Below are 21,670 nucleotides of genomic sequence, written 5' to 3'. Positions count from 1 at the left end.
CACGGTAACGCCGCGACGGCGCCCGGCCTTCCGGACGGCGGTGTGCGGTGGCCCCCAGTACCGGCAGGTCCGGGACCGCCCGATCCGTCGTACCCGGCCACTACGTTGCCCGACATGTTGGACCACATCGGTGTCCAGGTCGCCGACGTCGAGACGTCGCTGGCCTTCTACGTCACGACCTTCGCGCCCGTGGGCCTGCGCGAGGCGATGCGTTTCCCCGTCGGGGAGTCCTTCGTCGTCGGGCTCAGCGGCCCCGACGGCGTCCCCGGGTTCTGGCTGAGCCCCGCTGCAGGCGCGGAGGACCGGGAACTGCACCTGGCCTTCCGCGCACCGGACCGGGCCGCCGTGGACGCCGTGCACGAGGCGGCCCGGTCCGCAGGGGTCGAGGTGCTGCACGCGCCGCGGGAGTGGCCGGAGTACCACCCCGGCTACTACGGCGTCTTCCTGCGCGATCCCGACGGGCACAACGTCGAGGCCGTGCACCACGGCACACCTGGCTGAGCCCGGCTGCGGGCTCGGCTCCCGCCGGCCCGGTCAGACCCAGTCGGTGCGGCGCAGCGGGGGTTCCTCGCCCCCCGGGCGGCGGAGCAGCACCTGGGCCACGCCCATGTGGCCGGCCTCGAAGGCCAGCGCGCAGGCCGCCATGTACAGCCGCCACACCCGGGCCCGCCCCTCGGAGGAGGCTGCGACCGCGTCGTCCCAGTGCGCCTCCAGCCGCTGCACCCAGGCGCGCAGGGTCAGCGCGTAGTGCCGGCGCAGCGCCTCCACGTCGAGCACCTCCAGACCGCTGCCCTCCAGCGCGCCGAGGGTCTCGGTGAGCGGCAGCAGCTCCCCGTCGGGGAACACGTACCGGGCGATGAAGGAGTCGTGGTCCCAGCGGGTCGGGCCGGCGTTCCAGGTGATCGCGTGGTTGAGCAGGCGGCCGCCGGGCCGGAGCAGGTCCCGCAGCCGCGCGGCGTAGTCCGGCATCGCGCCCCGGCCCACGTGCTCGGACATGCCGATCGAGCTGATCGCGTCGAACGGGCCGTCCCCGAGCGTGCGGTAGTCCTGGACCCGGATGTCGACGCGGTCGGTCAGGCCGGCCTCGGCCACCCGCTTGCGGGCGCTCCGGGCCTGCTCCTCCGACAGCGTGATCCCGACGACGGTCACGCCGTACCGCGAGGCGGCGTGGATCGCCAGGCTGCCCCAGCCGCAACCGACGTCGAGCAGCCGCGCCTCCGGCCTCAGGCCGAGCTTGCGGCAGACCAGGTCGAGCTTGGCCTCCTGGGCGGCGTCCAGGCCGGTGTCCGGGGACTCCCAGACCGCGCAGGAGTAGACCATCGACGGGCCGAGCACCAGCTCGTAGAAGTCGTTGCCCACGTCGTAGTGGTGCGCGATCGCCGCGGCGTCCCGGGCGCGGGAGTGCCGGCTGCCGCTCCGGCCGAGGTCGACCTCCTCCGGTGGCGGGGCCGGCTCGGGACCCAGCGCGCCGAGCCGGACGGCGGTGCGCAGCAACCCGAGCCGGTCGGCCGGGGTGGCGGCGGCCATCGGCCCCGTCCTGGCCAGCCGGCCGATCGAGCTCACCGCCGCGAAGGTGGCGAACACGTCGCCCTCGATGTCGATCTCCCCCGCGACGTACCCCCGGGCCAGGCCAAGCTGTCCGGGCGACCAGAGCAGCCGGCGCAGCGCCCGCCGCGACCGCACCGCCAGGACCGGGGCGCCCGCGGGGCCGGCGACCGACCCGTCCCAGCCCCGGAGCCGCACAGGGAGCTCCGTCGTGCCCAGGACGGCGCCCAGCGCCGTCGCCAACCGGTCCGCGACCGTCTGTCGTGCCATCCGCGCCACCTCGTGCCCGCAACCGGCGGCGACCGCGACGGGGCTGGCCCCGGTCACCGCACTCGTTGCAACGATCAACTGCATCCGCCTCAGCTACGGCGGACGCTTGATCATTCCCGGTCCGGGTGCCGATCAGGGGACGGCTGCGCGTCCCTCTTCGCCCTCGACCACCGCGACGGAGGTGATCCGGTGGACGGCGAACGTGCGGCTCTCCCCGCGGCCCTCGTCGAAGCCCTGCAGGAAGCCGCCGACCAGGGAGACCGGCTGCACCACCCGCTGGCTGCCGCTGCCTTGTGCGTCGACGTAGCCCAGCCACACCGGCAGGCCCTCGCGGACGGCCCGGGTCAGCAGCTCCAGGGTGCTCGCCGTGGTGACCCCGGGGACCTGCCGCACCGGGTCCCTGCGCCGGGCGGCCAGCGCGGCGTCGCCGGCCCGGATCTCGCGGACCGTGGCGGCCACGTCGTCCGGGGCCAGCGGGCGGGGACCGGTCGCCGGCGCCGTGCCCGGCCGGCGGCCGACGGCGCGCGGCCTGGCCGGCGGCCGGGTGAGCACGGCACCGCCGGCGGACTCCCCGGCCGGGGCGTACCCGGCCGCGCGCAGCACGCCGAGCACCTCGTCCGCGCCCAGACCGCTGACCAGCACGCCGGGCGCCAGCCGGCGCAGCTCGGCGTTGGCGGTGCGCCGGTCGTTCAGCACCTGGGACAGCAGGCCGTGGTCGTCCGAGCGCACGTAGCTCTCGATGGCGCCCACCCGCAGCCGGCCGTGCTGCCGGGCGACGTCGTCCACCAGGTAGTCCAGTGCCTGGGGAACCGGGGTGCGGGAGGCGCGGGCGAAGAAGTCGTGCAGGTCGGTCGCCGACCAGCCGTTGTCCAGTGCCCGCCGCACGCTCCCGTCGGTCACCCGGTACACCGTCGCCCCGCCGGAGGACTCGACGTCGGCCACCACCGCCAGCATCCCGGCCAGGTCGGCGACCAGCGGCCCGGGGGCGATCAGCGACAGGTCCGGCTGGGCCAGCACGTGGTCGACGGGTGCGGGCAACAGGCTCCGCATGCCGTCGGCGGCGCCGTCCACGCCGGCCTGCAGCAGCCCCCGGCCGCCGGCGGACAGCACACCGCCGACCGCCAGGCCCAGCCGTTCCGCCTCGGCCAGCAGGGCCGGCACGGGCGTGAGCCGGTCCGCCCGGCGCGGGGTGCGCCAGCGCAGCAGGGCGACCAGCTCGCCGGCGGGCAGCCCGGTGCCCGGCGGGTGCTCGGCGAGCACCGCCAGCGCCGACCGGCGCAGGGCCGGTGCGGTCTGCCGGACGGCGTCGGGGGCCAGCACGTTGACCGCCTTGCCGGCCACGTCCCGCTGCCCCACCAGGGAGATCAGCCGGACGCTGGTCAGCCACCCCTCGGCCAGGGCGGCCCAGCGGTCGGGGAGGTCCTGGTCCCGCCAGAGGTCGTAGCCCCGGGTGGGCAGCCACTCGTCCCGGTGCGCGCCCCCGACGTCGAGCAGCCCGGCGGCGTGGGCCACCTCCACGAGGAACGCCACGTCGGCCTCGCCGATCCGCAGTTCCCGCGCCAGCCGCTTCTGGTCCCGGACGCCGAGGCCGCCGCTGCGCAGCAGGCCGGCCGGCTCCTCCTCGAGGGCACCGAGGACGTCGGCCACCCGGCCGATCACCTCCAGCGCAGCGCCGGCGGCCTGCTGGTCCACCGCGGCCGGGTCCCGCCGGGTGACCTCGGCGTCCGGGCGGAGCCGCGGCGGGCCGTAGGGCCGGTCCCCACGCAGCACGAGGCCGAGCTCGCGGGGCAGTTCCACGTTGATCGCGTCGATGCGGGCCAGCAGACCCTGCTGCAGCAGGCGGCGGGCAGGGGTGAGCGCGCCCCCGGCGCTGTCGGGGAGGTGGCCGACCGGTCGCTCGCCGGCCAGCCGCTCCAGGACCGCGCGCTCCTCGGGCTCGAGCCCGGCCAGCGCCGCGCCAAGGTCGCCGGGCAGCGGCACCCGCAGGTCCGCCGCGCGCCGCCCCAGCCCGGCCGGGTAGCGCACCGCCCGGCGGACCTGGTCGGGGGCGCGCAGCTCGTCGTCGCCCCACAGCAGCGCCCGGGTGGTGAGGGTCTCCACGGCCTCGTCGACCACCTCGGCCGGCACGTCGGGCAGCGACCCGGGCAGGTCGGTGCGGGCCACGCCGTCGGTGGAGGACAGCAGCACCACGTCGAGGACCTGGAGGGTCGCGGCGTCCAGCTCGTCCAGCGCCCGGTCGACCGAGACCGGCACCGCCAGGCGGGTGGCCAGCGAGACGACGTCGGAGGGCGCGGGCCGCGCCACGTCGGGACGGGTGACCAGCAGCGCGCCCAGTTGCTCGTCGGAACGGGTCCGCAGCCAGGCGGCCAGCGTGGCGGGCAGGTCGGCAGGCATCCGGCCCACGTTACGTCGCGGTCGGCGGGGTCGCGCCGGGAGCACGGCCGGCCCGCGGACTCTGCGAGCATCCCGGGGTGGCCGCCCTCGACGACCCGCAGACCCGGACCGCACTGGCCGCGCACCAGGCCGGTGCGCTGCGCTGGGTGGGCGGTGGGGCGGTCGCCGTCGTCCTCGGCGTGCTGCTGGCCGCGGCCGCCGTCCGGATCGCCCGCGACTCCGGGGAGCCGCTGCCCGGCGCCGGGCTGGTCGTGCTCGGCCTGGTGCTGGGCGGTGCGGTCGCGGTGGGGGTCGGGATCGGTGCGTTGGTGCGTACCCGCCGCTGGGCCCGCGCGCTGGCCGCGACGTCCTGGCGGCCGGGCCGGCTCCGGGTGGCCGGCCCCTCGGTGCTGCACGTCGAGCCGGCCGGTTTCGACGAGCTGACCGACGAGCCGCTCCGGCTGCGGCTGATGTCCACCGCGGCGTGGCGGGCCCGTGCGGTCCAGCGGCTGGCGGACGCCGAGGTCGCCTACGCGCCGGTCTCGGCGCGGGAGTGGGTGCTCACCGCCGACGGGGCCGGCACGGTCTTCGGTGCCCGCGGGGCCGGCGGACGGGACTGACCGGCCGCGTCGACGCGCCGGCCGCGGCTGCGGGTGTGCCAGGTGCGTTCCGGGTGCCCTTCGCGCGAAGATGTGCCCGAGCGCCCTGCGGAGGACCCGCCGGGACGGCATCGCAACTGGAGGCGACATGGCCAAGCGCAAGGACAAGCACGCCCACCTGGTCGAGCCGACCTGGGGGGAGTCCGAGGACGGCGGGCCGCCGCTGACCGAGCTGGTGAGCGAGATGGCCGGGTCCCTGTCGCCGTTCGGCGAGGACCACGCCTTCCCGATCCCGCCGGAGCGGCTGCGTTACGCGCACCCGACGGACCGGCCGAACCGGGCCGGGAAGCAGGCGGGCAAGTAGCAGGCCCCGCTGCGCCCCGGAGCTGGCAGGCTCGCACCGGGCCCCAGCAGGGGGCCGCCGACGAGGAGGAAGACATGACCCAGCCCGCGCTGCCGTCCTACAGCAACGGCACCTCCACGGTGCCGTTGCTCGGCGAGACGATCGGGGCGGACCTCGACCGGACGGCCGCGCGGGTGGGCGACCACGAGGCGCTCGTCGAGTGCGCGACCGGTCGCCGCTGGACCTACCCGCAGCTGGTCGCCGACGTGGACGCCTGCGCCCTGGGCCTGGACGCGCTCGGCGTGCAGCAGGGGGACCGGGTCGGCATCTGGGCGCCGAACTGCGCGGAGTGGGTGTTCGTCCAGTACGGGACGGCGAAGCTCGGCGCGATCTTGGTCAACGTCAACCCCGCCTACCGCACGCACGAGCTGAGCTACGTGCTGCGCCAGGCCGGCATCTCGGTGCTGGTCGCCGCGCCGTCCTTCAAGACCAGTGACTACCGGGCCATGGTCGCCGAGGTCCGCGGGGACTGCCCTGGCCTCCGCGAGGTGGTCTTCCTCGGCGACCCCGAGTGGGAGCGGCTGATGGGGACCGGCCGGGCCGCGGACCGGGGCCGGCTGGCCGAGCGCGCGCAGCTGCTGTCGGCCGACGACCCGGTCAACATCCAGTACACCTCCGGGACGACCGGCTTCCCCAAGGGCGCAACGCTCACCCACCACAACCTGCTCAACAACGGGTTCTTCGTGGGCGAGGGCTGCGGCTACACCGAGGCCGACCGCATCTGCATCCCGGTGCCCTACTACCACTGCTTCGGCATGGGCATGGGCAACCTGGCGGCCACCAGCCACGGCGCGACGATGGTCGTCCCGGCCCCCGGCTTCGACCCCGCGCTGACCCTCAAGGCCGTGCAGGACGAGCGGTGCACGTCGCTCTACGGCGTCCCGACCATGTTCATCGCCGAGCTCGGGCTGCCCGACTTCGCCGACTACGACCTCTCGTCGCTGCGCACCGGGATCATGGCCGGCTCCCCGTGCCCGGTCGAGGTGATGAAGCGCGTGGTCAGCGAGATGGGCATGACCGAGGTGACCATCTGCTACGGCATGACCGAGACCTCGCCGGTGTCCACCCAGACCGGCGCCGACGACGACCTGGACCGGCGCACCTCCACGGTCGGCCGGGTGCACCCGCACCTGGAGGTCAAGATCGTCAACCCGGAGACCGGCCGGGTCGTGCCCCGCGGCGAGGCCGGGGAGTTCTGCACCCGCGGCTACTCGGTGATGCTCGGCTACTGGGAGGAGCCGGAGAAGACCGCCGAGGTCATCGACGCCGCCCGCTGGATGCACACCGGCGACCTCGCCGTGATGGACGCCGACGGCTACCTCAACATCGTCGGCCGGATCAAGGACATGGTCATCCGCGGCGGGGAGAACGTGTACCCGCGGGAGGTGGAGGAGTTCCTCTTCACCCACCCCGACATCGTCGAGGCGCAGGTGATCGGCGTGCCGGACGAGCGCTACGGCGAGGAGCTGATGGCCTGGGTGCGGCTCCGCCCCGGCGCCGAGCCGCTCACCGCGGAGGCCCTCCGCGAGTTCTGCGACGGCAAGCTGGCCCACTACAAGGTCCCGCGGTACGTGAAGCTCGTCGACTCCTTCCCCATGACCGTCACCGGCAAGGTGCGCAAGGTGGAGATGCGCGAGGTCTCGGTGCAGGAGCTCGGTCTGCAGGCCGCGGCGGCCGTCCGCAACGCCTGAAGGACCTCCCTGCCCCCCACCGCTCGCAGGCTCGCGGCGGGCCCCTGCAGGGAGGCCGGGGGCGGCCGGCCGGTGACGCTGCCGGGGAAACGTCGGCGCCGCGCCGCTGTCGGCCGACTAACCTGGGCTGACGGCACCGTGGGCATCCCCGCGGCGCCACCCCGGGCACCGGTCCGGGGACATCGACGAACGAGGGATCGACGTGCCCAGCGGCAAGGTGAAGTGGTTCAACGCGGAGAAGGGCTTCGGCTTCCTCGCCCGCGAAGGCGGCCCCGACGTGTTCGTGCACAAGGACGCGTTGCCGGCCGGGACCGCGGAGCTGAAGCCCGGGCAGCGGGTGGAGTTCGGGATCGTGCAGGGACGGCGCGGCGACCAGGCGCTGCAGGTCCAGGTGCTCGACCCGCTCCCGTCCGCGGTCGCCGCCACCCGCAAGAAGCCCGACGACCTGGTCCCGATCATCGAGGACCTGATCAAGCTGCTGGACAACGTGTCCGAGGGGCTGCGGCACGGCCGGCACCCCGACCGGCAGGTCTCCCGCAAGGTCGGGTCGGTGCTGCGCGCCGTCGCCGACGACCTGGAGTCCTGATCAAGGGCCCCCCTGCGCCCGACCACTCGCAAGCTCGTGGCGGGCCCCTGCAGGGGGGCCGGGTCAGCCGGCGGGTCCCGCCGGGGTCCCCCCGGCGCGGATGAAGCCGATCGGCCACGCGCCGGCCAGGCCCTCGCAGGCGTCGGCGTCCGGCTGCTGGACGACCACCAGGTAGAAGGCCGGCGGGACGACGTCGGAGGAGCTGATGCCGTCGAACACCGGCGAGCCCGGCTCGACCTCCACCTCCCCGATCAGCTCCTCCAGCCGGTCGTCGAAGACCTGCACGCTCCAGCCCTCCTGGGCCAGTGCGTCGGGGACCCGCAGGACGATCGCGGTGTCGGCCGGCACCTCCAGGATCGGCGGCGTGGAGCTGTAGCGCTGTCCCTCGCCGGCCAGGCAGTACTGGGTGGGGTCGACCGTCACCTCCTGTTCGCCGACCTGCGCGGTCACCGGGGGAGGCGCGGTCTCCTCGGCCGCGGCGCCGCCGCAGCCGGCGAGCACGGTGACCAGCCCGACCAGGACGGCGGCGCGGCGGCTCGCGGTCACGCCCACTCCTCCGCCGGGACGGGCCGGCCACCACGGCGCCGGCCCAGCAGGGTCAGCGCCACCGCGAGCACCAGCAGCGCGGCGGCGACGGTGAAGCCGAGCCAGCCGGTCGTCGGCAGCGCGATGGCGAGCACGCCGCCGGCCACCCAGGCCAGCTGCAGGACGGTCTCCGAGCGGGCGAACGCCGAGGCGCGCAGCGCGTCGGGCACCTCCCGCTGCACGATCGCGTCCAGCGCGGCCTTGCCCAGCGCGTTGGCCACCGCGGACACCCCGGCCACCACCGCGGCCATCGGGAAGCTGTAGGAGGCCGCGGCCAGCACGGTGACCGCCGCGGCGCCGCCCGCCGAGCCGAGCACCAGCCGGTCGGGGCTGGTGCCGTGCAGCCGCGAGGCGACCGCGGTGCCGGCGAAGCTGCCCACCCCGGCCGCGGCCGCGATCCCGCCCAGGGCCAGTGTCGCCGCCCAGCCGTCGGCCACCGTGGCCTGCACCAGGAACGCCGAGAAGACCGTCAGGAAGCCGGCCAGGCCGCGCAGCGCCGCGGTCGCCCGCAGCGCCGTCACCACGTGCGGGCCGGCCGGCGGGCGGCGACCGAGCACCGGGATCTCCGCGGTGGTCAGCACGTTGGCCGGCTGCTCGCCGGTCGACACGTCCACCCGGGCGGGCAGCCGGACGGCCAGCACCGCCGCGACCGTGAAGACCACGGTCGCGGCGCCCAGCTCCCAGCCGAACCCGAGCAGCGCGGCCAGCCCGGCGCCGAGTCCGCCGAACACCGCGCCGGCGGCGAGCCCGAACACCGACAGCCGGGCGTTCGCCGAGGTCAGCGACATCGCGGAGGGCAGCAACCGGGGGACGACGGCCGCGCGCAGCACGGTGAACCCCTTGGACAGCACCAGCGCGCCCAGGGCCGCCGGGTAGAGCGCCAGCTCGTCGGCGGCGGTGGCCATCAGCACCGCGAGCAGGGCGCGGCCGCCGAGGCCGGCCGCCAGCGCCCAGCGGCGGCCGTGCCGCAGCCGGTCCAGCGCCGGGCCGATCACCGGGGCGAGCAGCACGAACGGCGCCATGGTGACCAGGAGGTACAGCGCCACGTTGCTGCGCTGCGTGTCGGCCGGCGCGGCGAAGAACAAGGTCCCGGCGAGGGAGACGGCGATCATCGCGTCGCCGGCGGTGTGCAGCGCGTTGACCCACACCAGCCCGGAGAGCCCGGTCTCCCCGGCGCCGTCGGCCCGGCCCGCCGCCCGGACCCACCGGACGGCGGCGGCCGTCAGGTCCCGACTGCGCACCGCCGCGACCCGGGTGACCGTCAGCTTGCGCGGTGCGCGGGGGCCGGGCGCGGGGGCCGCCGGTGGGGGAGGCGCGGCACCTCCGGCCGGGACGACGACCGGGTCCGCGACCAGGGTGGGGCCGTCCTCGCCCGTCGGCTGGGCGGGAGCCACCGGGAGCGGCCGGGTCTGGGCCCGGCGCACCGGCAGCGGCGCGGTGTCCACGCCGTCGGTCGCCGTCCCCGCGGAGCCGCGGGAGGTGCGCAGCCGACGGCGTCGGTGCGGACCGGTGGACGAGCTCACCACCCCATCGTGCCGCACCCCGGGGACGGGCCGGCTGCGCCGGCTCGACCATCCGGGACAATGGAGCCGTGTCCGACACCCCGCACCCCGCTGCGCACGGCTCCACCCCGGACGACGTCCTGGCCGCGGCCGTCGAGCAGGCCCGCGCCGCCGCCGTCGAGGTGGCCGGCCACCCGGCCGAGGTCGGGGACCACCTCGGCGTGCTGCCCGAGCCGGTCGACCCCGAGGTCGCCGCCTCCGCGGCGGCCGGTGAGCTGGGAGCGGTGGCCACCCACACCTTCGCCGCCGCGCTGCCGGGCTACGTGGGCTGGCACTGGGCGGTCACGGTGGCCCGGGTCCCCGGCGATGACCGGGTGACCGTCGACGAGGTGGTCCTGCTGCCCGGCGACGAGGCGCTGCTGGCCCCGGCGTGGGTGCCGTGGCACGAGCGGCTGCGGCCCGGTGACCTGTCGGTGGGCGACGTCCTGCCCACCACCGAGGACGACCCGCGGCTGGTCCCCGCCTACCTGGCCGACGACGACTCCGCCGACGACCCGGCCGGCCGCGTGGTCGCCGCCGAGATCGGCATCGGCCGGGAGCGCGTGCTGTCGGTGGAGGGGCGCGCCGAGGCGGTGGCGCGCTGGCGCGGGGGCGACTTCGGGCCCACGTCGGCGATGGCCCGCCACGCCCCTGGGCCGTGTGCCACCTGCGGCTTCTTCCTCCCGCTGGCCGGTTCCCTCCGGATGTCGCTCGGCGCCTGCAGCAACGTCTTCGCCCCCGCCGACGGCCGGGTGGTGACCGCCGACCACGGCTGCGGCGCCCACAGCCAGGCCAGCAGCGAGGGCTCCGGGGAGCCGGTGGAGGTCACCACCACCGCCCGCTACGACACCGCCGACTTCGACGTGCTGTGAGCGCGGGGGCCGCCCAGGCCACCCTGCGGACCCCTCGCCTGCTGCTCGTCCCGCTCGGGGACGAGCACCTGGCCGGCGAGGTGGAGCTGGACGCCGATCCGGAGGTGATGCGGTACCTGACCGGTCGCGCCCGCACCCGGGCGGAGGTCGAGGCACTCCACCGCCACCGCCTGGCCGAAGCGGCCGTCGTCCCCGGACTGGGCTCCTGGGCCGGGCTGGTCGACGGGGAGTTCGTCGGCTGGTGGGTGCTCGGACCGCCGAGCCGCCCGGACCAGGGGCCGGTCGCCGGACAGGCCGAGCTGGGCTACCGCCTGCTGCGCCGGCACTGGCGCCGCGGACTGGCGTCGGAGGGGTCCCGGGAGCTGCTCCGGCACGGCTTCGAGGACCTGGGGCTGGCGCGGGTGTTCGCGGAGACCATGGCCGTGAACGCGGCGTCCCGGGCGACGATGGCCGCGGTCGGGCTGACCCACGTGCGCACGTTCTCCCGCTCCTTCGACGACCCGCTGCCCGGCACCGAGCTCGGTGAGGTCGAGTACGCGATCACCCGCGTGGAGTGGCGGGCCCGCCGGCCCGGTCCCGGCGGGTCTGGCCCTGCCAGCGCATGACGCCCAGCCCCAGCAGGGCCAGTCCGATCGCGGCCAGGCAGGTCCAGGTCCACACCCGGTCGACCCGGTCGCCGAGCACCAGCAGCACCACCAGGGCCCCCGCCCACAGCGCCGTCCCGGCCAGGACGACGCGTGCGGTGTCCACCTGCAGCGGCGGCGGGGACGGACGGGTGGGCCGGGGCACGGACCGAGCCTAGAGACAGCCCGCGGACGTGGCCCATCTCGCGAGGTCCGGGAGTGCCGGTCGCGGCCGGGCATGTGGCACGCTGTCGCCGCTCGACGCCGTCCGCGCTGCCGGCCCCCGCCCACCTGCCCCGGGAGTCACCCATGCCCGACAAGTCCCGACCCAGCGCCCGCAAGGCATCCGGTGCCCGCAGCGGCGCGGCCAGGGGCGACCGGAGCGGCGGCGCCACGGCCACCGCCGGCACCCCGGACGAGACGCAGGGTCCGGCCACACGGCGCAGCCCCGGGCCCACCGTCCGGCCGAAGAACGGCCTGGACCGCTACTTCGAGGTCACCGCCCGGCGCTCCACGGTCGGCCGGGAGATGCGCGGCGGCCTGACCACCTTCTTCACGATGGCCTACATCGTGGTGCTCAACCCGATCATCCTGTCCGGCGTCGACGTCGCCGGGAACAGCCTGCCCTTCGGGTCGGTCGCCGCGGTGACCGCGCTGGTCGCCGGGGTGCTGACCATCGCCATGGGCGTCATCGGGCGGTACCCGTTCGCGCTGGCGACCGGCCTGGGCATCAACGCGATCGTCGCCGTCTTCGCCGCCACCCAGCTGACCTGGCCGGAGATCATGGGCCTGGTGGTGCTGGAGGGCCTGCTCATCACCCTGCTGGTGCTCACCGGCTTCCGCCGGGCGGTGTTCGAGGCCATCCCCGCGCAGCTGAAGACGTCGATCGCGGTCGGCATCGGGTTCTTCCTGACCATCATCGGGCTGGCCGACGCCGGGGTCGTCCGCCCGGGCGTCCCGCTGATCAGCTTCGGCGTGAACGGGCAGCTGGCCGGGTGGCCACTGCTCACCTTCGTCGTCGGGCTGCTGATCACCGCCGTCCTGGTGGTGCGCAAGGTCCGCGGCGCGCTGCTGATCGGCATCGTCGTCACCACCCTGTTCGCCATCGTGGTCGAGGCCGTCGCCGACGTCGGTCCCCGCTTCGGCACCGACGGCGCCGAGGCCAACCCCCGCGGCTGGGCCCTGCAGGTGCCGTCCTGGCCCGACTCGTGGGTCGGCGTCCCGGACCTCTCGCTCATCGGGCAGTTCTCGCTGTTCGGCGGGTTCTCCCGGATCGGCGTGCTCGCCGCCGTCCTCATCGTCTTCTCGATCATGATCGCGGACTTCTTCGACACGGTCGGCACCGTCACCGCCGTCGGCGCCGAGGCCGGCCTGCTCGACGAGGACCGCAACCTGCCGCGCTCCCAGCCGGTGCTGCTGGTCGACTCCGTGGCCGCCGCGGCCGGTGGCGCTGCCGGCATCTCCTCCAACACCACCTACATCGAGAGCGCCTCCGGCGTCGCCGACGGCGCGCGCACGGGCCTGGCCAGCGTGGTCACCGGCGCGCTGTTCCTCGCGGCCGCCTTCTTCACCCCGCTGGTGGCCGTCGTCCCCTCCGAGGCGGCCGCCCCCGCGCTGGTGATCGTGGGTGCGCTGCTGATCAGCCAGATCCGCGACCTGGAGTGGGGGGACCTGTCCCTCGTCATCCCGGCCTTCCTGACCATCGCCCTGATGCCGTTCACCTACTCCATCACCAACGGCATCGGTGCCGGGGTGATCAGCTACGTGCTGCTGCGGGTGGCGGTCGGCCGCCGGCGGGACGTCCACCCGCTGATGTGGGTGGTGGCCGCTGTCTTCCTCGTCTACTTCTTCCTCGAGCCGCTGCAGCAGCTCTTCTAGAGGAAGGACCCCGCTGCCCCCGGTCTCTCGCAGGCTCGGGGCGGGACCCTGAAGGGGGGCCTGACGCGGGCCACCGGGCGGCATCGTTAGGTAGGCTATGGAGGTGACCCGGACGACGCTGGACACCGCGGCGCTCGCCCATGACCTGCGGCTGGCCGTCATGCGCTTCTCCCGGCGGCTGCGCAACCAGCGCGTGGACACCTCGGTCACCCTGACCCACCTGGCCGCGCTGTCCACGCTCAAGCGGCACGGCCCGATGAGCCCCGGTGAGCTGGCGGCCCACGAGCGGGTCCAGCCACCGTCGATGACCCGGGTGGTCGTGGCGTTGGAGTCGCGCGGCCTGGTGACCCGCACGCCGCACCCCACCGACGGCCGGCAGGTGGTCATCGACCTCACCCAGGCCGCGGAGGACCTGCTCGGCGAGGAGGTGCGGGCCCGCGAGGCGTGGCTGTCCGGCCAGTTGCACCAGCTGACCGCCGAGGAACGGTCGGTGCTCCGCGAGGCGGCGGTCATCATGGACAAGCTCGCCAGTGGGTGACGCACACGCCTGAGGCAGATGCCCTCCCGAGGCGGACGGCGATGTTCGCCGCACTGCGCGTACGCAACTACCGGCTGTACGCCGCGGCGAACCTGGTCAGCCTCACCGGGACGTGGATGCAGCGGATCGGCCAGGACTGGCTGGTGCTCCAGCTGTCCGGGGGCAGCGGCGTGGCGCTGGGCGTCACCACCGCCCTGCAGTTCGCCCCCACGCTGTTGTTCAGCTTCTCCGGCGGGGTGCTCGCCGACCGGTACGACAAGCGGCGCGTGCTCATGGTCACCCAGGCGGTGATGGGTGCGCTGGCGCTGTGCCTCGGCCTGCTGGTCGCCACCGGCGGTGTGGACCTCTGGCACGTGTACCTGCTGGCCGCCGCCCTGGGCGTGGTGTCCTCGCTGGACATGCCGGTGCGCCAGTCCTTCGTCTCGGAGATGGTCGGGCCCGAACGGCTGGCCAACGCCGTCAGCCTCAACTCCACGGTCTTCAACGGCGCGCGGCTCGTCGGACCGGCCCTCGCCGGCGCGCTGGTGGCCGGAGCCGGCGGCGACACGGCGCCGGCGTTCCTGGTCAACGCCGCGACGTTCGCGGTGACCATCGGGTCCCTGCTGGCCATGCGGGTCGACGAGCTGCGGCGCAGCACCCCGGTGGCCCGCGCCCGCGGTCAGGTCCGGGAGGCGCTCGCCTACACCCGCCGGCACCCCGACCTACAGCTGGCGATGCTGCTGGCGTTCGTTGCGGGCACCTTCGGCTTCAACACCCAGATCACCATCGCGCTGATGGCCCGCGAGGAGTTCGGCCTGGGCGCCGCCGCGTTCGGCCTGCTCTCCACCTGCTACGCGGTCGGCTCCCTGTCCGGGGCGCTGCTGTCCACCCGGCGCAGCGGCCGGCCGCTGCAGCGCTTCCTGATCCTCTCCTCGGTCGCCTTCGGCGCCCTGCTGGTGGTGTGCGGCCTGATGCCCGGTGTGCTGACCTTCGCCGTGCTGCTGGTCCCCACCGGTGCCGCGGCTCTGGTCTTCAGCGTGGCCTGCAACAGCTTCGTCCAGCTCGGCGTGGACGCCCAGATGCGTGGCCGGATCCTCGCGCTGTACTTCATGTGCTTCCTGGGCGGGACGCCGGTGGGGGCGCCGCTGATCGGCTGGGTGTCCGAGCACCTCGGCGCGCGGTGGGGGCTCATCGCCGGCGGCCTGGCCTGCATCGTGGTCGCGGTGGTCGCCGGTGCGGTGCTGTCCAGGGGACGGCGGGTGCGCCTGGAGATGCACGTCGTCCCGCCGACCGTGCACCTGCACGTCGCCGGCCCGCCCGCCGTCGCCCCGGCCGGGGCGACGGCCCCGGCCCCGGCCGAGCCAGCCGCCGGCGAGGTGCCCGGAAGCAGCCGGGGGCCCGCGAGCTCCTCCCCGGGCGGTGGTCCCCGGCGCTGACCTGCGGGCGCAGGGGCGAACGGCCGTTGTCCCGCCCCGGCGACGGACGTACCGTGCTGGTGTGCCGGAGCAGGCGGCGGCGTCCGGGAGCGTCGTCACGTCGTTGCTGGGTCTCGCTGCGCTCACGGCCGCCCTCGGCGGCGGCTTCGCCCTGCTCGGCGTGCTGTTCCGGCTGTTCACCGGCCAGCTCCGCCTCCCGCAGCTCCGGCCGGCTCGCCGTCCCTGCCCGGACGGGGACGAGGCGCTGCCCCTGGCCGGTCCGCCGCACCGCCCGGTGCAGTCGGTGGCCGCCGACCTCCGCCGGCTGGCGCACGAGCTGGCCGTGGTGCCCAGCGGGACGCCGGTCGCCCGCCGGCGCGGTCTGCTCGCCGCCTACGACGACGTGCTGGTCGAGGCGGCCGAGCTGCTCGAGGTGCCGCACCAGCTGACCACGGTGCCGGAGTCGGGCCGGGAGGTCGAGCGGCTACGGCTGCTGGCCTCGCTGGAGGCCGCCGGGCTCGTGGTGTCCGGCTGAGCGCCGGGCCCGCGCCCGACCCGGCGCCGGGGCGGGGGTCCGGGCGACTGTTCCTCGCCGTCGACCCGTCCCCGGAGGCCGTCCGGGACCTCGACCGGGCACTGACCCCGCTCCGCGACGCCCCCGGCGCGCCCCGCTGGACGTCGCCGGACCGGTGGCACGTGACGCTGCAGTTCCTCGGGGAGGTCCCCGACGGTCGGGTGACCCCGCTCCGGGACGCCGTCGCCCCCGCGGTGGCCGCGGCCCCGCCGATGTCGCTGGAGGTCGCCGGGGCGGGCTCCTTCGGCTCCCGGCGCCGTCCCGCGGTGTGCTGGGCGGGCCTGGCCGGCGACGTCGTCCCGCTGGCCGCGCTGGCCGGCCGGCTCGGCGCCGCCGCCCGCGCGGTCGGCCTGCGCACCGAGGACCGGCCGTTCCAGCCGCACCTCACCCTCGGCCGCTGGCGTCCCGGGGGGCCGGCGGACGGCGGCCTGCCCGGGCGGCTGGCCGGCTACCGGGGGCCGGCCTGGCCGGTCACCGAGGTGGTGCTGTGGCGCAGCCACCTCGGCCCGGTCCCGCGCTACGACCGCCTCGCCGCCTGGCGGGTCGGATGAACACCCAGCCTGGTGGCCCCTCCCGGTCGTGGCCTGAGCTTGCGAAGGGCTCGTGGGGAGGGGTCCTTCAGCCGAGCTCGCGAGGGGTGAGGGGAGCGGGGTCCTTCCGGGGGAGGACGGGGTCCTTCTACTTCACCAGGCGTAGTCCATCGGGGCCGGCTCCTTGCCGGGGAAGATCTCGTCCAGCCGGTCGAGCTGCGCCTGCTCCAGGACGATGGAGGTCGCGCCCAGCGCCCCCTCGAACTGCTCCATCGTCCGCGGCCCGATGATCGGCGCGGTCACGCCGGGCCGGCTGAGCAGCCAGGCGATGCCGACGTCGGCCGGGGCCAGGCCCCACTCGCGGCAGGCGTCTTCGTAGGCCTGCACGGCCGGGCGGTGCCGTTCCAGCCGCTCCTGCGCGTGCTCGGCGCTGCGCCGGTCACCCTCGGCCTTCGCGAGTACCCCGGCGAGCAGGCCGCCCTGCAGCGGGCTCCACGGGATGATCCCGATGCCGTAGTGCTGCGCGGCCGGGAGGACCTCCAGCTCGATGTCGCGCACCAGCAGGTTGTAGATCGACTGCTCGCTGACCAGGCCGGTGAAGTGCCTCGCCCGAGCCGCCTCGTTCGCGGCGGCGAGCTGCCAGCCGGCGTGGTTCGACGACCCGACGTACAGGACCTTGCCCTGCGCGACCAGCGTCTCGCAGGCCTGCCAGATCTCCTCCCACGGCGTGGACAGGTCGACGTGGTGGAACTGGTAGAGGTCGATCCAGTCGGTCTGCAGCCGGCGCAGCGACGCATCGCACGCGCGCACGATGTTCCGGGCGGACAGGAAGGTGTCGTTGGGCCAGTCGGACATCCCGCCGTAGACCTTGGTGGCCATCACCGTGCGCTCCCGGCGTCCGCCGCCGGAGGCGAACCAGGTGCCCAGGACCTCCTCGGTGCGGCCCTTGCCGGCGTCGAAGCCGTAGACGTTGGCGGTGTCGAAGAAGTTGACGCCCTCGGTGTGCGCGCGGTCCATGATCGCGTGCGAGTCGCCCTCGTCGGTCTTCCAGCCGAAGTTCATCGTGCCGAGGCACAGCCGGGAGACCGAGAGTCCGCTGCGGCCGAGGTGGGTCTGGTCCATGCCGGCCAGCCTGGCACCCTGTCCCTCGTGCCGCAGACCGACGACCTGACCTCCGAGTTCGACCGCACCACCGCCGTCGCCGACGCCGGCGACGGGCCGATGACCGCCGAGCTCGACCCTGGCTGGGAGGTCGGCGGCGGCGTCCTCAACGGTGGCTACCTGCTCGCGGTGGTCGCCCGGGCAGCCGTCGCGCGGTCACCGCACCCGCACCCGGTGGCGCTCTCGGCCGGCTACCTGCGGGCGGCCTCGGCCGGGCCGGCGCAGCTGCACGTCACCCCGGGGACGGTGGGGCGCACGGTGGCGCACTCGTCCGTGGTGCTGGCCGACGACCGCGGGCCGCTGATCTCCGTGCAGGCGACGACGGGGACGCTGGCCGGCGACGAGCCCGCCTACCGCTCGGCCGGGACGCGGATGCCGGCGGTGCCCCCGGTGGAGGACTGCCTGGACATGACGGCGCACGACGTGGAGGGACACGGCGGGCTGGTGGCGCCCGGGCTGCTGACCCGGCTGGACACCCGGCTCGACCCGGCCACGGCCGGCTGGGTGACCGGCCGGCCGGCGGGTGAGCCGGTGATGCGGGCCTGGGTGCGGCTGGCCGGTGGCCGGGACCACGACCCGCTGTCGCTGATCGCGCTCGCCGACTGCCTGCCGCCGAGCATCTGGGCGTTGGGCACCCTGGGCTGGGCACCGACCGTGCAGTTGCAGGTGCTCGTCCGCGCCGTGCCGGCGCCGGGCTGGTGCCTCGTGGAGGCGCGGTCCGGGGAGATCGCCGGGGGCTGGATCGACGAGGACTACCGGATCTGGGACGCCACCGGCCGGCTGGTGGCGCAGAGCCGGCAGTTGGCGCGGGCCCCGCGCGGCTGAGCCCGACCCGCGCGGGCCGCTGCCCGGTGCCCGACCGCGGGTCAGGCGGGGGCGGTGGTCCCGGGCGCGGTCGGCGCGTCCGCCGCACCCTGGCCGCGGGGGGCCGCCTCGCCGAACGCCCGCCCGTCGCGGGCGCCGCGGGCCAGCAGGAAGGCGAACAGTGCCAGCGCCAGGGCGAAGCAGAGCTCCGGCCACTCGCCGTACTTCACCACCGCCTGGCCGGTGGAGTCGTAGACGAAGCGGACGGCGCGGTAGGCGAAGAGCAGGCCGAAGCACGTCGTCGCCATCAGCGGCGGGGACAGCAGCCGGAGCAGTCGGGCCGACACCACCGGCCGACGCACGCGGGTCAGCCACGGCAGCAGCATGCCCGCGAAGCCGAGGACCAGCTGCAGGTAGTTCCCGATCCGCTGGACCGGGAAGGTGGTGATGTTGTGGATGTTGATCTCGTTCTGGTGGTTGGCCTCGGCCAGCGACTCCGGCGTCTCCAGCCCGAGCAGGCGCTGCCCCCAGGAGATCTCCTCCCCGGCGATGCCCAGGATGCCCAGCGCGCCGAACGCGATGAGCACCGCGGCCACCAGCTCCCCGGAGCGGGCGAGCCGAAAGGCGGCGACGGCGAAGAGGACGCCGGCGGCGGCGAAGGCGGCGAACTGCGCCCACTCGACGACGCGGTCCTCCGCCATGACCCAGAGGAACAGCGGGCGATGGACCAGCGTCGCCGCCGCCAGGACGGCGCCGATGAGCGGCGCCACCAGCACCCAGCGGGCCAGCCGCCGGTCGACGCCCTCCTGGGCGGCGTCGCGGTCGACCTCCGCCAGGGCCGTCGCCAGGGGGCCACCCCGGCGGTCGGTCACGATGTACTCCCCGCGTAGCACCACACGACGGGGAGCATGCCTCACCGTGGTCAGGAAGTGAACCCGCGGTGAGGTGGGTCACCCGAAGGAGGTCAGGCGTCCTCGCGCAGGACGGTCGCCGGGTCGGCGCGGTCCGCGGCGCGCTGGGCGTACAGGCCGGCCAGCGCGCTCACCGCGAGGGTGCCCAGCGCGGTCGCGGCCAGCGCCGTCCACGGGACGTCGAGCAGCGGGGTCGGCGGGCGCAGCAGGTCGACGTCCAGCCGGCGGTACACCAGGGCCACCGCGCCGGCGGCCAGCACCGCGCCCAGCACCAGGCCGGTGACGGCGACGCCGGCCAGTTCGGCCAGCAGGGAGCGTAGGTGCGCCGCGCGGCTGAGCCCGAGCCGGCGGGCCATCACGTAGCCGGACACGCGGCTGCGCGAGCGGGCCTCGAGGTGCAGCAGCAGACCGCCGACGGCGATCACGCCCACGAAGACGGCGAGCGCCGACAGGTAGCCGAACGTCCAGGTGATGCCCAGGAAGTTGGCGCTCTGCACCACGCCGGCCGGTTCCAGGGTGCGGCCGACGGAGCCCCCGGCCGCCACGAGGGCGTCGACCGCCGGTCCCCGGTCGCCGTCGGTCCAGATCTCGGCGACCCGCGCGGCGCCGGCGGTGCGCGGCACCTCCGGCACCCGGTCGGCGGCGACCAGGACCACCGGGTCGGCGGTCCGGCGCCCGGGCAGCACCCGGGCCGCGGCGACGACCTCGGCCGGCAGCTCCGCGCTGCCCAGCCGCAGGTCCGGGTCGCCCGGGGGCAGCCCGGCGGCCACCACGGGCACCCGGCCGTCGACCTCGGGGCCGCGCAGGGCGGCCATCAGCTCGGCCAGCGGTGCGTCGGCGAACGAGTCGTCCCAGAACGCGGTGCCGGCGAAGTCGTCGGGGTCCACGGCGAGGACCTGCACGTCGCGCCGGTCGGCCGAGCCGCCGTCCCCCCGGTCGGCGTCCGCGCTGCCGTCGTACCGGACGACGAGGGTCCCGACCCGGTCGATCTCGGGGGTCGGCGCGAAGCGGGAGACCGAGAGCACCGCCCGCTCCGCCCCGATCTGCACGCCGACCTTGGCGTCCAGGGTGGTCCGCGCACTGGAGGTCAGCGTCGCCGTGTAGCCCAGCACGGCCACCGGCAGGGTCACCGCGGCCAGCAGGCTGGCGGTGGCCAGCCGGGCCGCGGCGAGCCGGTTCCCGGCCAGGAAGACCCCCGGTCCGCGGCGGCCCGCCCAGCGGCGGACCCGGGGGAGCAGTGCGGTGAGCAGCCGGGCCAGCAGCACCGCCGCGCCGGCCACGGCGAGCAGCGGGAAGGCCACCAGCAGCCCGTTGACCTGCGCCACCCCACCCTCGCTGACCACCGCCTCGCGGCTGCCCAGCAGGACCCAGCACCAGGCCGCCGCGGCGAGCAGGGCCACCTCCCACGGCACCCGAGAGGGCCACCGCGGCGCCGCGCCCAGCGGCCGCTCGGCCGTCCCCCGGGCCCGCAGCCCGGCGACCACGGCCGCGGCGGCCAGCCCGACCACGAACGCGGCCACCCCCGCCAGCGCCGCCGCCGTGGTGGCCGCCGGGTCCAGGTCGTCGGCCGGTCCCAGCCCGGCCACCAGCAGCCGGGACGCCGCCCAGCCCAGCGCCGCGCCGGCCAGCGCCGGCAGCCCGAGCTCGAGCGCCGCCTTGCCGGCGAGCGGCGCCGGCCCGACCCCGCGGGCGGCGAGCAGCCGCACCTCCGAGGCCCGCCGGTCGGCCCAGAAGCTGCCCGCCGCGGCCACCAGGACCAGCGCCAACAGCCCACCGGCCACCGCCACCGGCACGACCGGCCCCCGCAGCCCGGACTCGATCAGCTCCGCGCGCCCGACGGCGTCCGGCAGCCGGTCGTTCGAGCCGCTGCCCAGCACCTCGACGCCGCCGGTCGGCGGAGGGGCCGCGGCGACGGCCCGCTCCTGGGCCGCGGTGAGCGCCCGGGCCCGGGTCGCGGTGAGCGACGCCGCGTCGACGGGCACCTGCTCGACGACCTCGGCCTGCCCGGCGGCGGCCGCGAGCCGGGCGAACGTCGCCTCGTCGGTGGCCAGCGCCAGGGCCGGCGGTGGGACGTCCGCCGACCCGAGGTTCAGGTAGAGGTCGGCGGAGTCGCACCAGTACGGGCCCGGGTCGGTCTCGAACAGGTCGGTGTAGACACCGGTCACCGGCACCGGCTGTCCCGACATGGTGACCGTGTCGCCGACCCGGGCCCCGGCGTCGCGGGCGTAGGAGGCCGGCAGCCACACACCCGGGCCGTCGTCCGCATCGACGACCTGCACCTGCCCGGTGACCCCGGCCCGCCAGAAGAGGTTGGCCGGCTGGGTGACGGGTGCGCCGTCGGGACCGCGGACCAGCATCCCGGACTGCGGGTTGCCGCCGGCGCCGACGGCCCGGGTGATCCGGAGGACCCGCTCGCTGTCCCGTCCCTCGGTCGCCCAGCCGGCCCGGAGCCCGTCGAGCGCCGCTGTCACCTCCGCCGGCGGGGTGCCGGGCGGCACGGCGAAGGAGGCCCCCGTCTGCGGCCACCCGGCCTCGGCGCACTGGGCGGCCAGCTGCTGCTGCAGCGCGGCGGAGCGGGCGGAGGAGAGGAACAGCGACGCCGAGGCGACGGCGCAGGCCAGGATGGCGCTGGTCACCACCACGGCGAGGACGGCGGCGGGCCGGCGGAGCCCGAGCAGCGGCGCGCGGGTCCACGGTGCCAGCCGCCACAGCGGGGACCGGGTCCGCGTCATCGGTCCACTCCCGCGGCGCGCTCGGCTCCTCGCTCGTTCCTCGCTGCGATGCTCACGTGC

The 21,670-nt window shown here is 76.1% G+C and carries 21 protein-coding genes; 13 read left to right on the top strand and 8 right to left on the bottom strand.

The genetic code is table 11. The annotated features are described in order from the left end of the window. Positions 1 to 114 precede the first annotated feature (114 nt). Positions 115 to 501 carry a VOC family protein gene (locus ACWIX6_RS20620; protein ID WP_448614306.1) on the top strand — a complete coding sequence of 129 codons (387 nt, stop codon included), beginning with the start codon at positions 115 to 117 and terminating at the stop codon, positions 499 to 501. A gap of 33 nt (positions 502 to 534) precedes the next feature. Here ACWIX6_RS20620 and ACWIX6_RS20615 read toward each other — a convergent pair whose 3' ends face one another. Further along, complete coding sequence (locus ACWIX6_RS20615; protein ID WP_448614305.1) at positions 535 to 1,815, bottom strand: class I SAM-dependent methyltransferase; 1,281 nt, start codon at positions 1,813 to 1,815, stop codon at positions 535 to 537. A gap of 132 nt (positions 1,816 to 1,947) precedes the next feature. Further along, the gene (locus ACWIX6_RS20610) at positions 1,948 to 4,209 is read right to left on the bottom strand and encodes a helicase-associated domain-containing protein (protein WP_448614304.1); all 2,262 of its coding nucleotides are present in this window, start codon (positions 4,207 to 4,209) and stop codon (positions 1,948 to 1,950) included. 77 nt (positions 4,210 to 4,286) lie between these two features. On the opposite strand from ACWIX6_RS20610, the gene ACWIX6_RS20605 reads away from it, so the two are divergent. From ACWIX6_RS20605 to ACWIX6_RS20590, 4 genes are all read left to right on the top strand, one after another. After that, complete coding sequence (locus ACWIX6_RS20605) at positions 4,287 to 4,808, top strand: hypothetical protein (RefSeq protein WP_448614303.1); 522 nt, start codon at positions 4,287 to 4,289, stop codon at positions 4,806 to 4,808. A gap of 127 nt (positions 4,809 to 4,935) precedes the next feature. Continuing rightward, positions 4,936 to 5,151 carry a hypothetical protein gene (locus tag ACWIX6_RS20600; RefSeq protein ID WP_448614302.1) on the top strand — a complete coding sequence of 72 codons (216 nt, stop codon included), beginning with the start codon at positions 4,936 to 4,938 and terminating at the stop codon, positions 5,149 to 5,151. 74 nt (positions 5,152 to 5,225) lie between these two features. Then, complete coding sequence (locus ACWIX6_RS20595) at positions 5,226 to 6,881, top strand: AMP-binding protein (RefSeq protein WP_448614301.1); 1,656 nt, start codon at positions 5,226 to 5,228, stop codon at positions 6,879 to 6,881. Between the two features lie 202 nt (positions 6,882 to 7,083). Then, complete coding sequence (locus tag ACWIX6_RS20590; protein ID WP_448614300.1) at positions 7,084 to 7,467, top strand: cold-shock protein; 384 nt, start codon at positions 7,084 to 7,086, stop codon at positions 7,465 to 7,467. A gap of 63 nt (positions 7,468 to 7,530) precedes the next feature. Here ACWIX6_RS20590 and ACWIX6_RS20585 read toward each other — a convergent pair whose 3' ends face one another. Next, positions 7,531 to 8,013: a DUF2771 family protein gene (locus ACWIX6_RS20585; RefSeq protein ID WP_448614299.1), complete on the bottom strand. Its 483-nt coding sequence runs from the start codon at positions 8,011 to 8,013 to the stop codon at positions 7,531 to 7,533. Continuing rightward, entirely contained in the window at positions 8,010 to 9,575 is a 1,566-nt protein-coding gene (locus tag ACWIX6_RS20580; protein ID WP_448614298.1) for an MFS transporter, read from the bottom strand. Before ACWIX6_RS20580 ends, ACWIX6_RS20585 begins: the two co-directional genes overlap by 4 nt. A 68-nt stretch (positions 9,576 to 9,643) precedes the next feature. On the opposite strand from ACWIX6_RS20580, the gene ACWIX6_RS20575 reads away from it, so the two are divergent. Together ACWIX6_RS20575 and ACWIX6_RS20570 are read left to right on the top strand one after the other, a co-directional pair. Further along, on the top strand, positions 9,644 to 10,465 hold the full coding sequence (locus tag ACWIX6_RS20575; RefSeq protein WP_448614297.1) for a DUF3027 domain-containing protein: 822 nt from the start codon (positions 9,644 to 9,646) through the stop codon (positions 10,463 to 10,465). Further along, positions 10,462 to 11,070, top strand: a complete 609-nt coding sequence (locus ACWIX6_RS20570; protein WP_448614296.1) for a GNAT family N-acetyltransferase — start codon at positions 10,462 to 10,464, stop codon at positions 11,068 to 11,070. The genes ACWIX6_RS20575 and ACWIX6_RS20570 overlap by 4 nt, the downstream gene beginning before the upstream one ends. Here ACWIX6_RS20570 and ACWIX6_RS20565 read toward each other — a convergent pair. Continuing rightward, positions 11,006 to 11,254, bottom strand: a complete 249-nt coding sequence (locus ACWIX6_RS20565) for a DUF2530 domain-containing protein (protein ID WP_448614295.1) — start codon at positions 11,252 to 11,254, stop codon at positions 11,006 to 11,008. The genes ACWIX6_RS20570 and ACWIX6_RS20565 overlap by 65 nt on opposite strands. A gap of 143 nt (positions 11,255 to 11,397) precedes the next feature. On the opposite strand from ACWIX6_RS20565, the gene ACWIX6_RS20560 reads away from it, so the two are divergent. The 5 genes from ACWIX6_RS20560 to thpR all read left to right on the top strand — a co-directional run bounded on the left by ACWIX6_RS20560 (position 11,398) and on the right by thpR (position 16,023). Beyond that, positions 11,398 to 12,966 (top strand): NCS2 family permease, encoded by a 1,569-nt coding sequence (locus tag ACWIX6_RS20560; RefSeq protein ID WP_448614294.1) that lies wholly within the window; start codon positions 11,398 to 11,400, stop codon positions 12,964 to 12,966. A gap of 103 nt (positions 12,967 to 13,069) precedes the next feature. Then, positions 13,070 to 13,504, top strand: coding sequence for a MarR family winged helix-turn-helix transcriptional regulator (locus ACWIX6_RS20555; RefSeq protein WP_448614293.1), 435 nt, complete (start codon positions 13,070 to 13,072; stop codon positions 13,502 to 13,504). 41 nt (positions 13,505 to 13,545) lie between these two features. Further along, positions 13,546 to 14,919 (top strand): MFS transporter, encoded by a 1,374-nt coding sequence (locus ACWIX6_RS20550; protein WP_448614292.1) that lies wholly within the window; start codon positions 13,546 to 13,548, stop codon positions 14,917 to 14,919. 61 nt (positions 14,920 to 14,980) lie between these two features. Continuing rightward, on the top strand, positions 14,981 to 15,433 hold the full coding sequence (locus ACWIX6_RS20545) for a hypothetical protein (RefSeq protein WP_448614291.1): 453 nt from the start codon (positions 14,981 to 14,983) through the stop codon (positions 15,431 to 15,433). Further along, on the top strand, positions 15,430 to 16,023 hold the full coding sequence (gene thpR / locus ACWIX6_RS20540) for an RNA 2',3'-cyclic phosphodiesterase (RefSeq protein WP_448617017.1): 594 nt from the start codon (positions 15,430 to 15,432) through the stop codon (positions 16,021 to 16,023). The genes ACWIX6_RS20545 and thpR overlap by 4 nt, the downstream gene beginning before the upstream one ends. A gap of 132 nt (positions 16,024 to 16,155) precedes the next feature. Here the strand turns inward: thpR and ACWIX6_RS20535 are convergent, their stop codons facing one another. Continuing rightward, entirely contained in the window at positions 16,156 to 17,124 is a 969-nt protein-coding gene (locus ACWIX6_RS20535) for an aldo/keto reductase (RefSeq protein WP_448614290.1), read from the bottom strand. 27 nt (positions 17,125 to 17,151) lie between these two features. Here ACWIX6_RS20535 and ACWIX6_RS20530 point away from each other — a divergent pair, with 27 nt between their 5' ends. Further along, entirely contained in the window at positions 17,152 to 17,988 is an 837-nt protein-coding gene (locus ACWIX6_RS20530; protein ID WP_448614289.1) for a thioesterase family protein, read from the top strand. Positions 17,989 to 18,029: 41 nt separating this feature from the next. Here ACWIX6_RS20530 and ACWIX6_RS20525 read toward each other — a convergent pair whose 3' ends face one another. Both ACWIX6_RS20525 and ACWIX6_RS20520 read right to left on the bottom strand, forming a co-directional pair. Beyond that, complete coding sequence (locus ACWIX6_RS20525; protein ID WP_448614288.1) at positions 18,030 to 18,839, bottom strand: hypothetical protein; 810 nt, start codon at positions 18,837 to 18,839, stop codon at positions 18,030 to 18,032. 92 nt (positions 18,840 to 18,931) lie between these two features. Continuing rightward, the gene (locus tag ACWIX6_RS20520) at positions 18,932 to 21,610 is read right to left on the bottom strand and encodes a hypothetical protein (protein WP_448614287.1); all 2,679 of its coding nucleotides are present in this window, start codon (positions 21,608 to 21,610) and stop codon (positions 18,932 to 18,934) included. Positions 21,611 to 21,670 lie beyond the last annotated feature (60 nt).

It is taken from the genome of Modestobacter sp. URMC 112, from assembly GCF_053502575.1.
The sequence above is the reverse complement of the archived record's forward strand: the minus strand, read 5'-3'. Positions and strand labels throughout refer to the sequence as shown.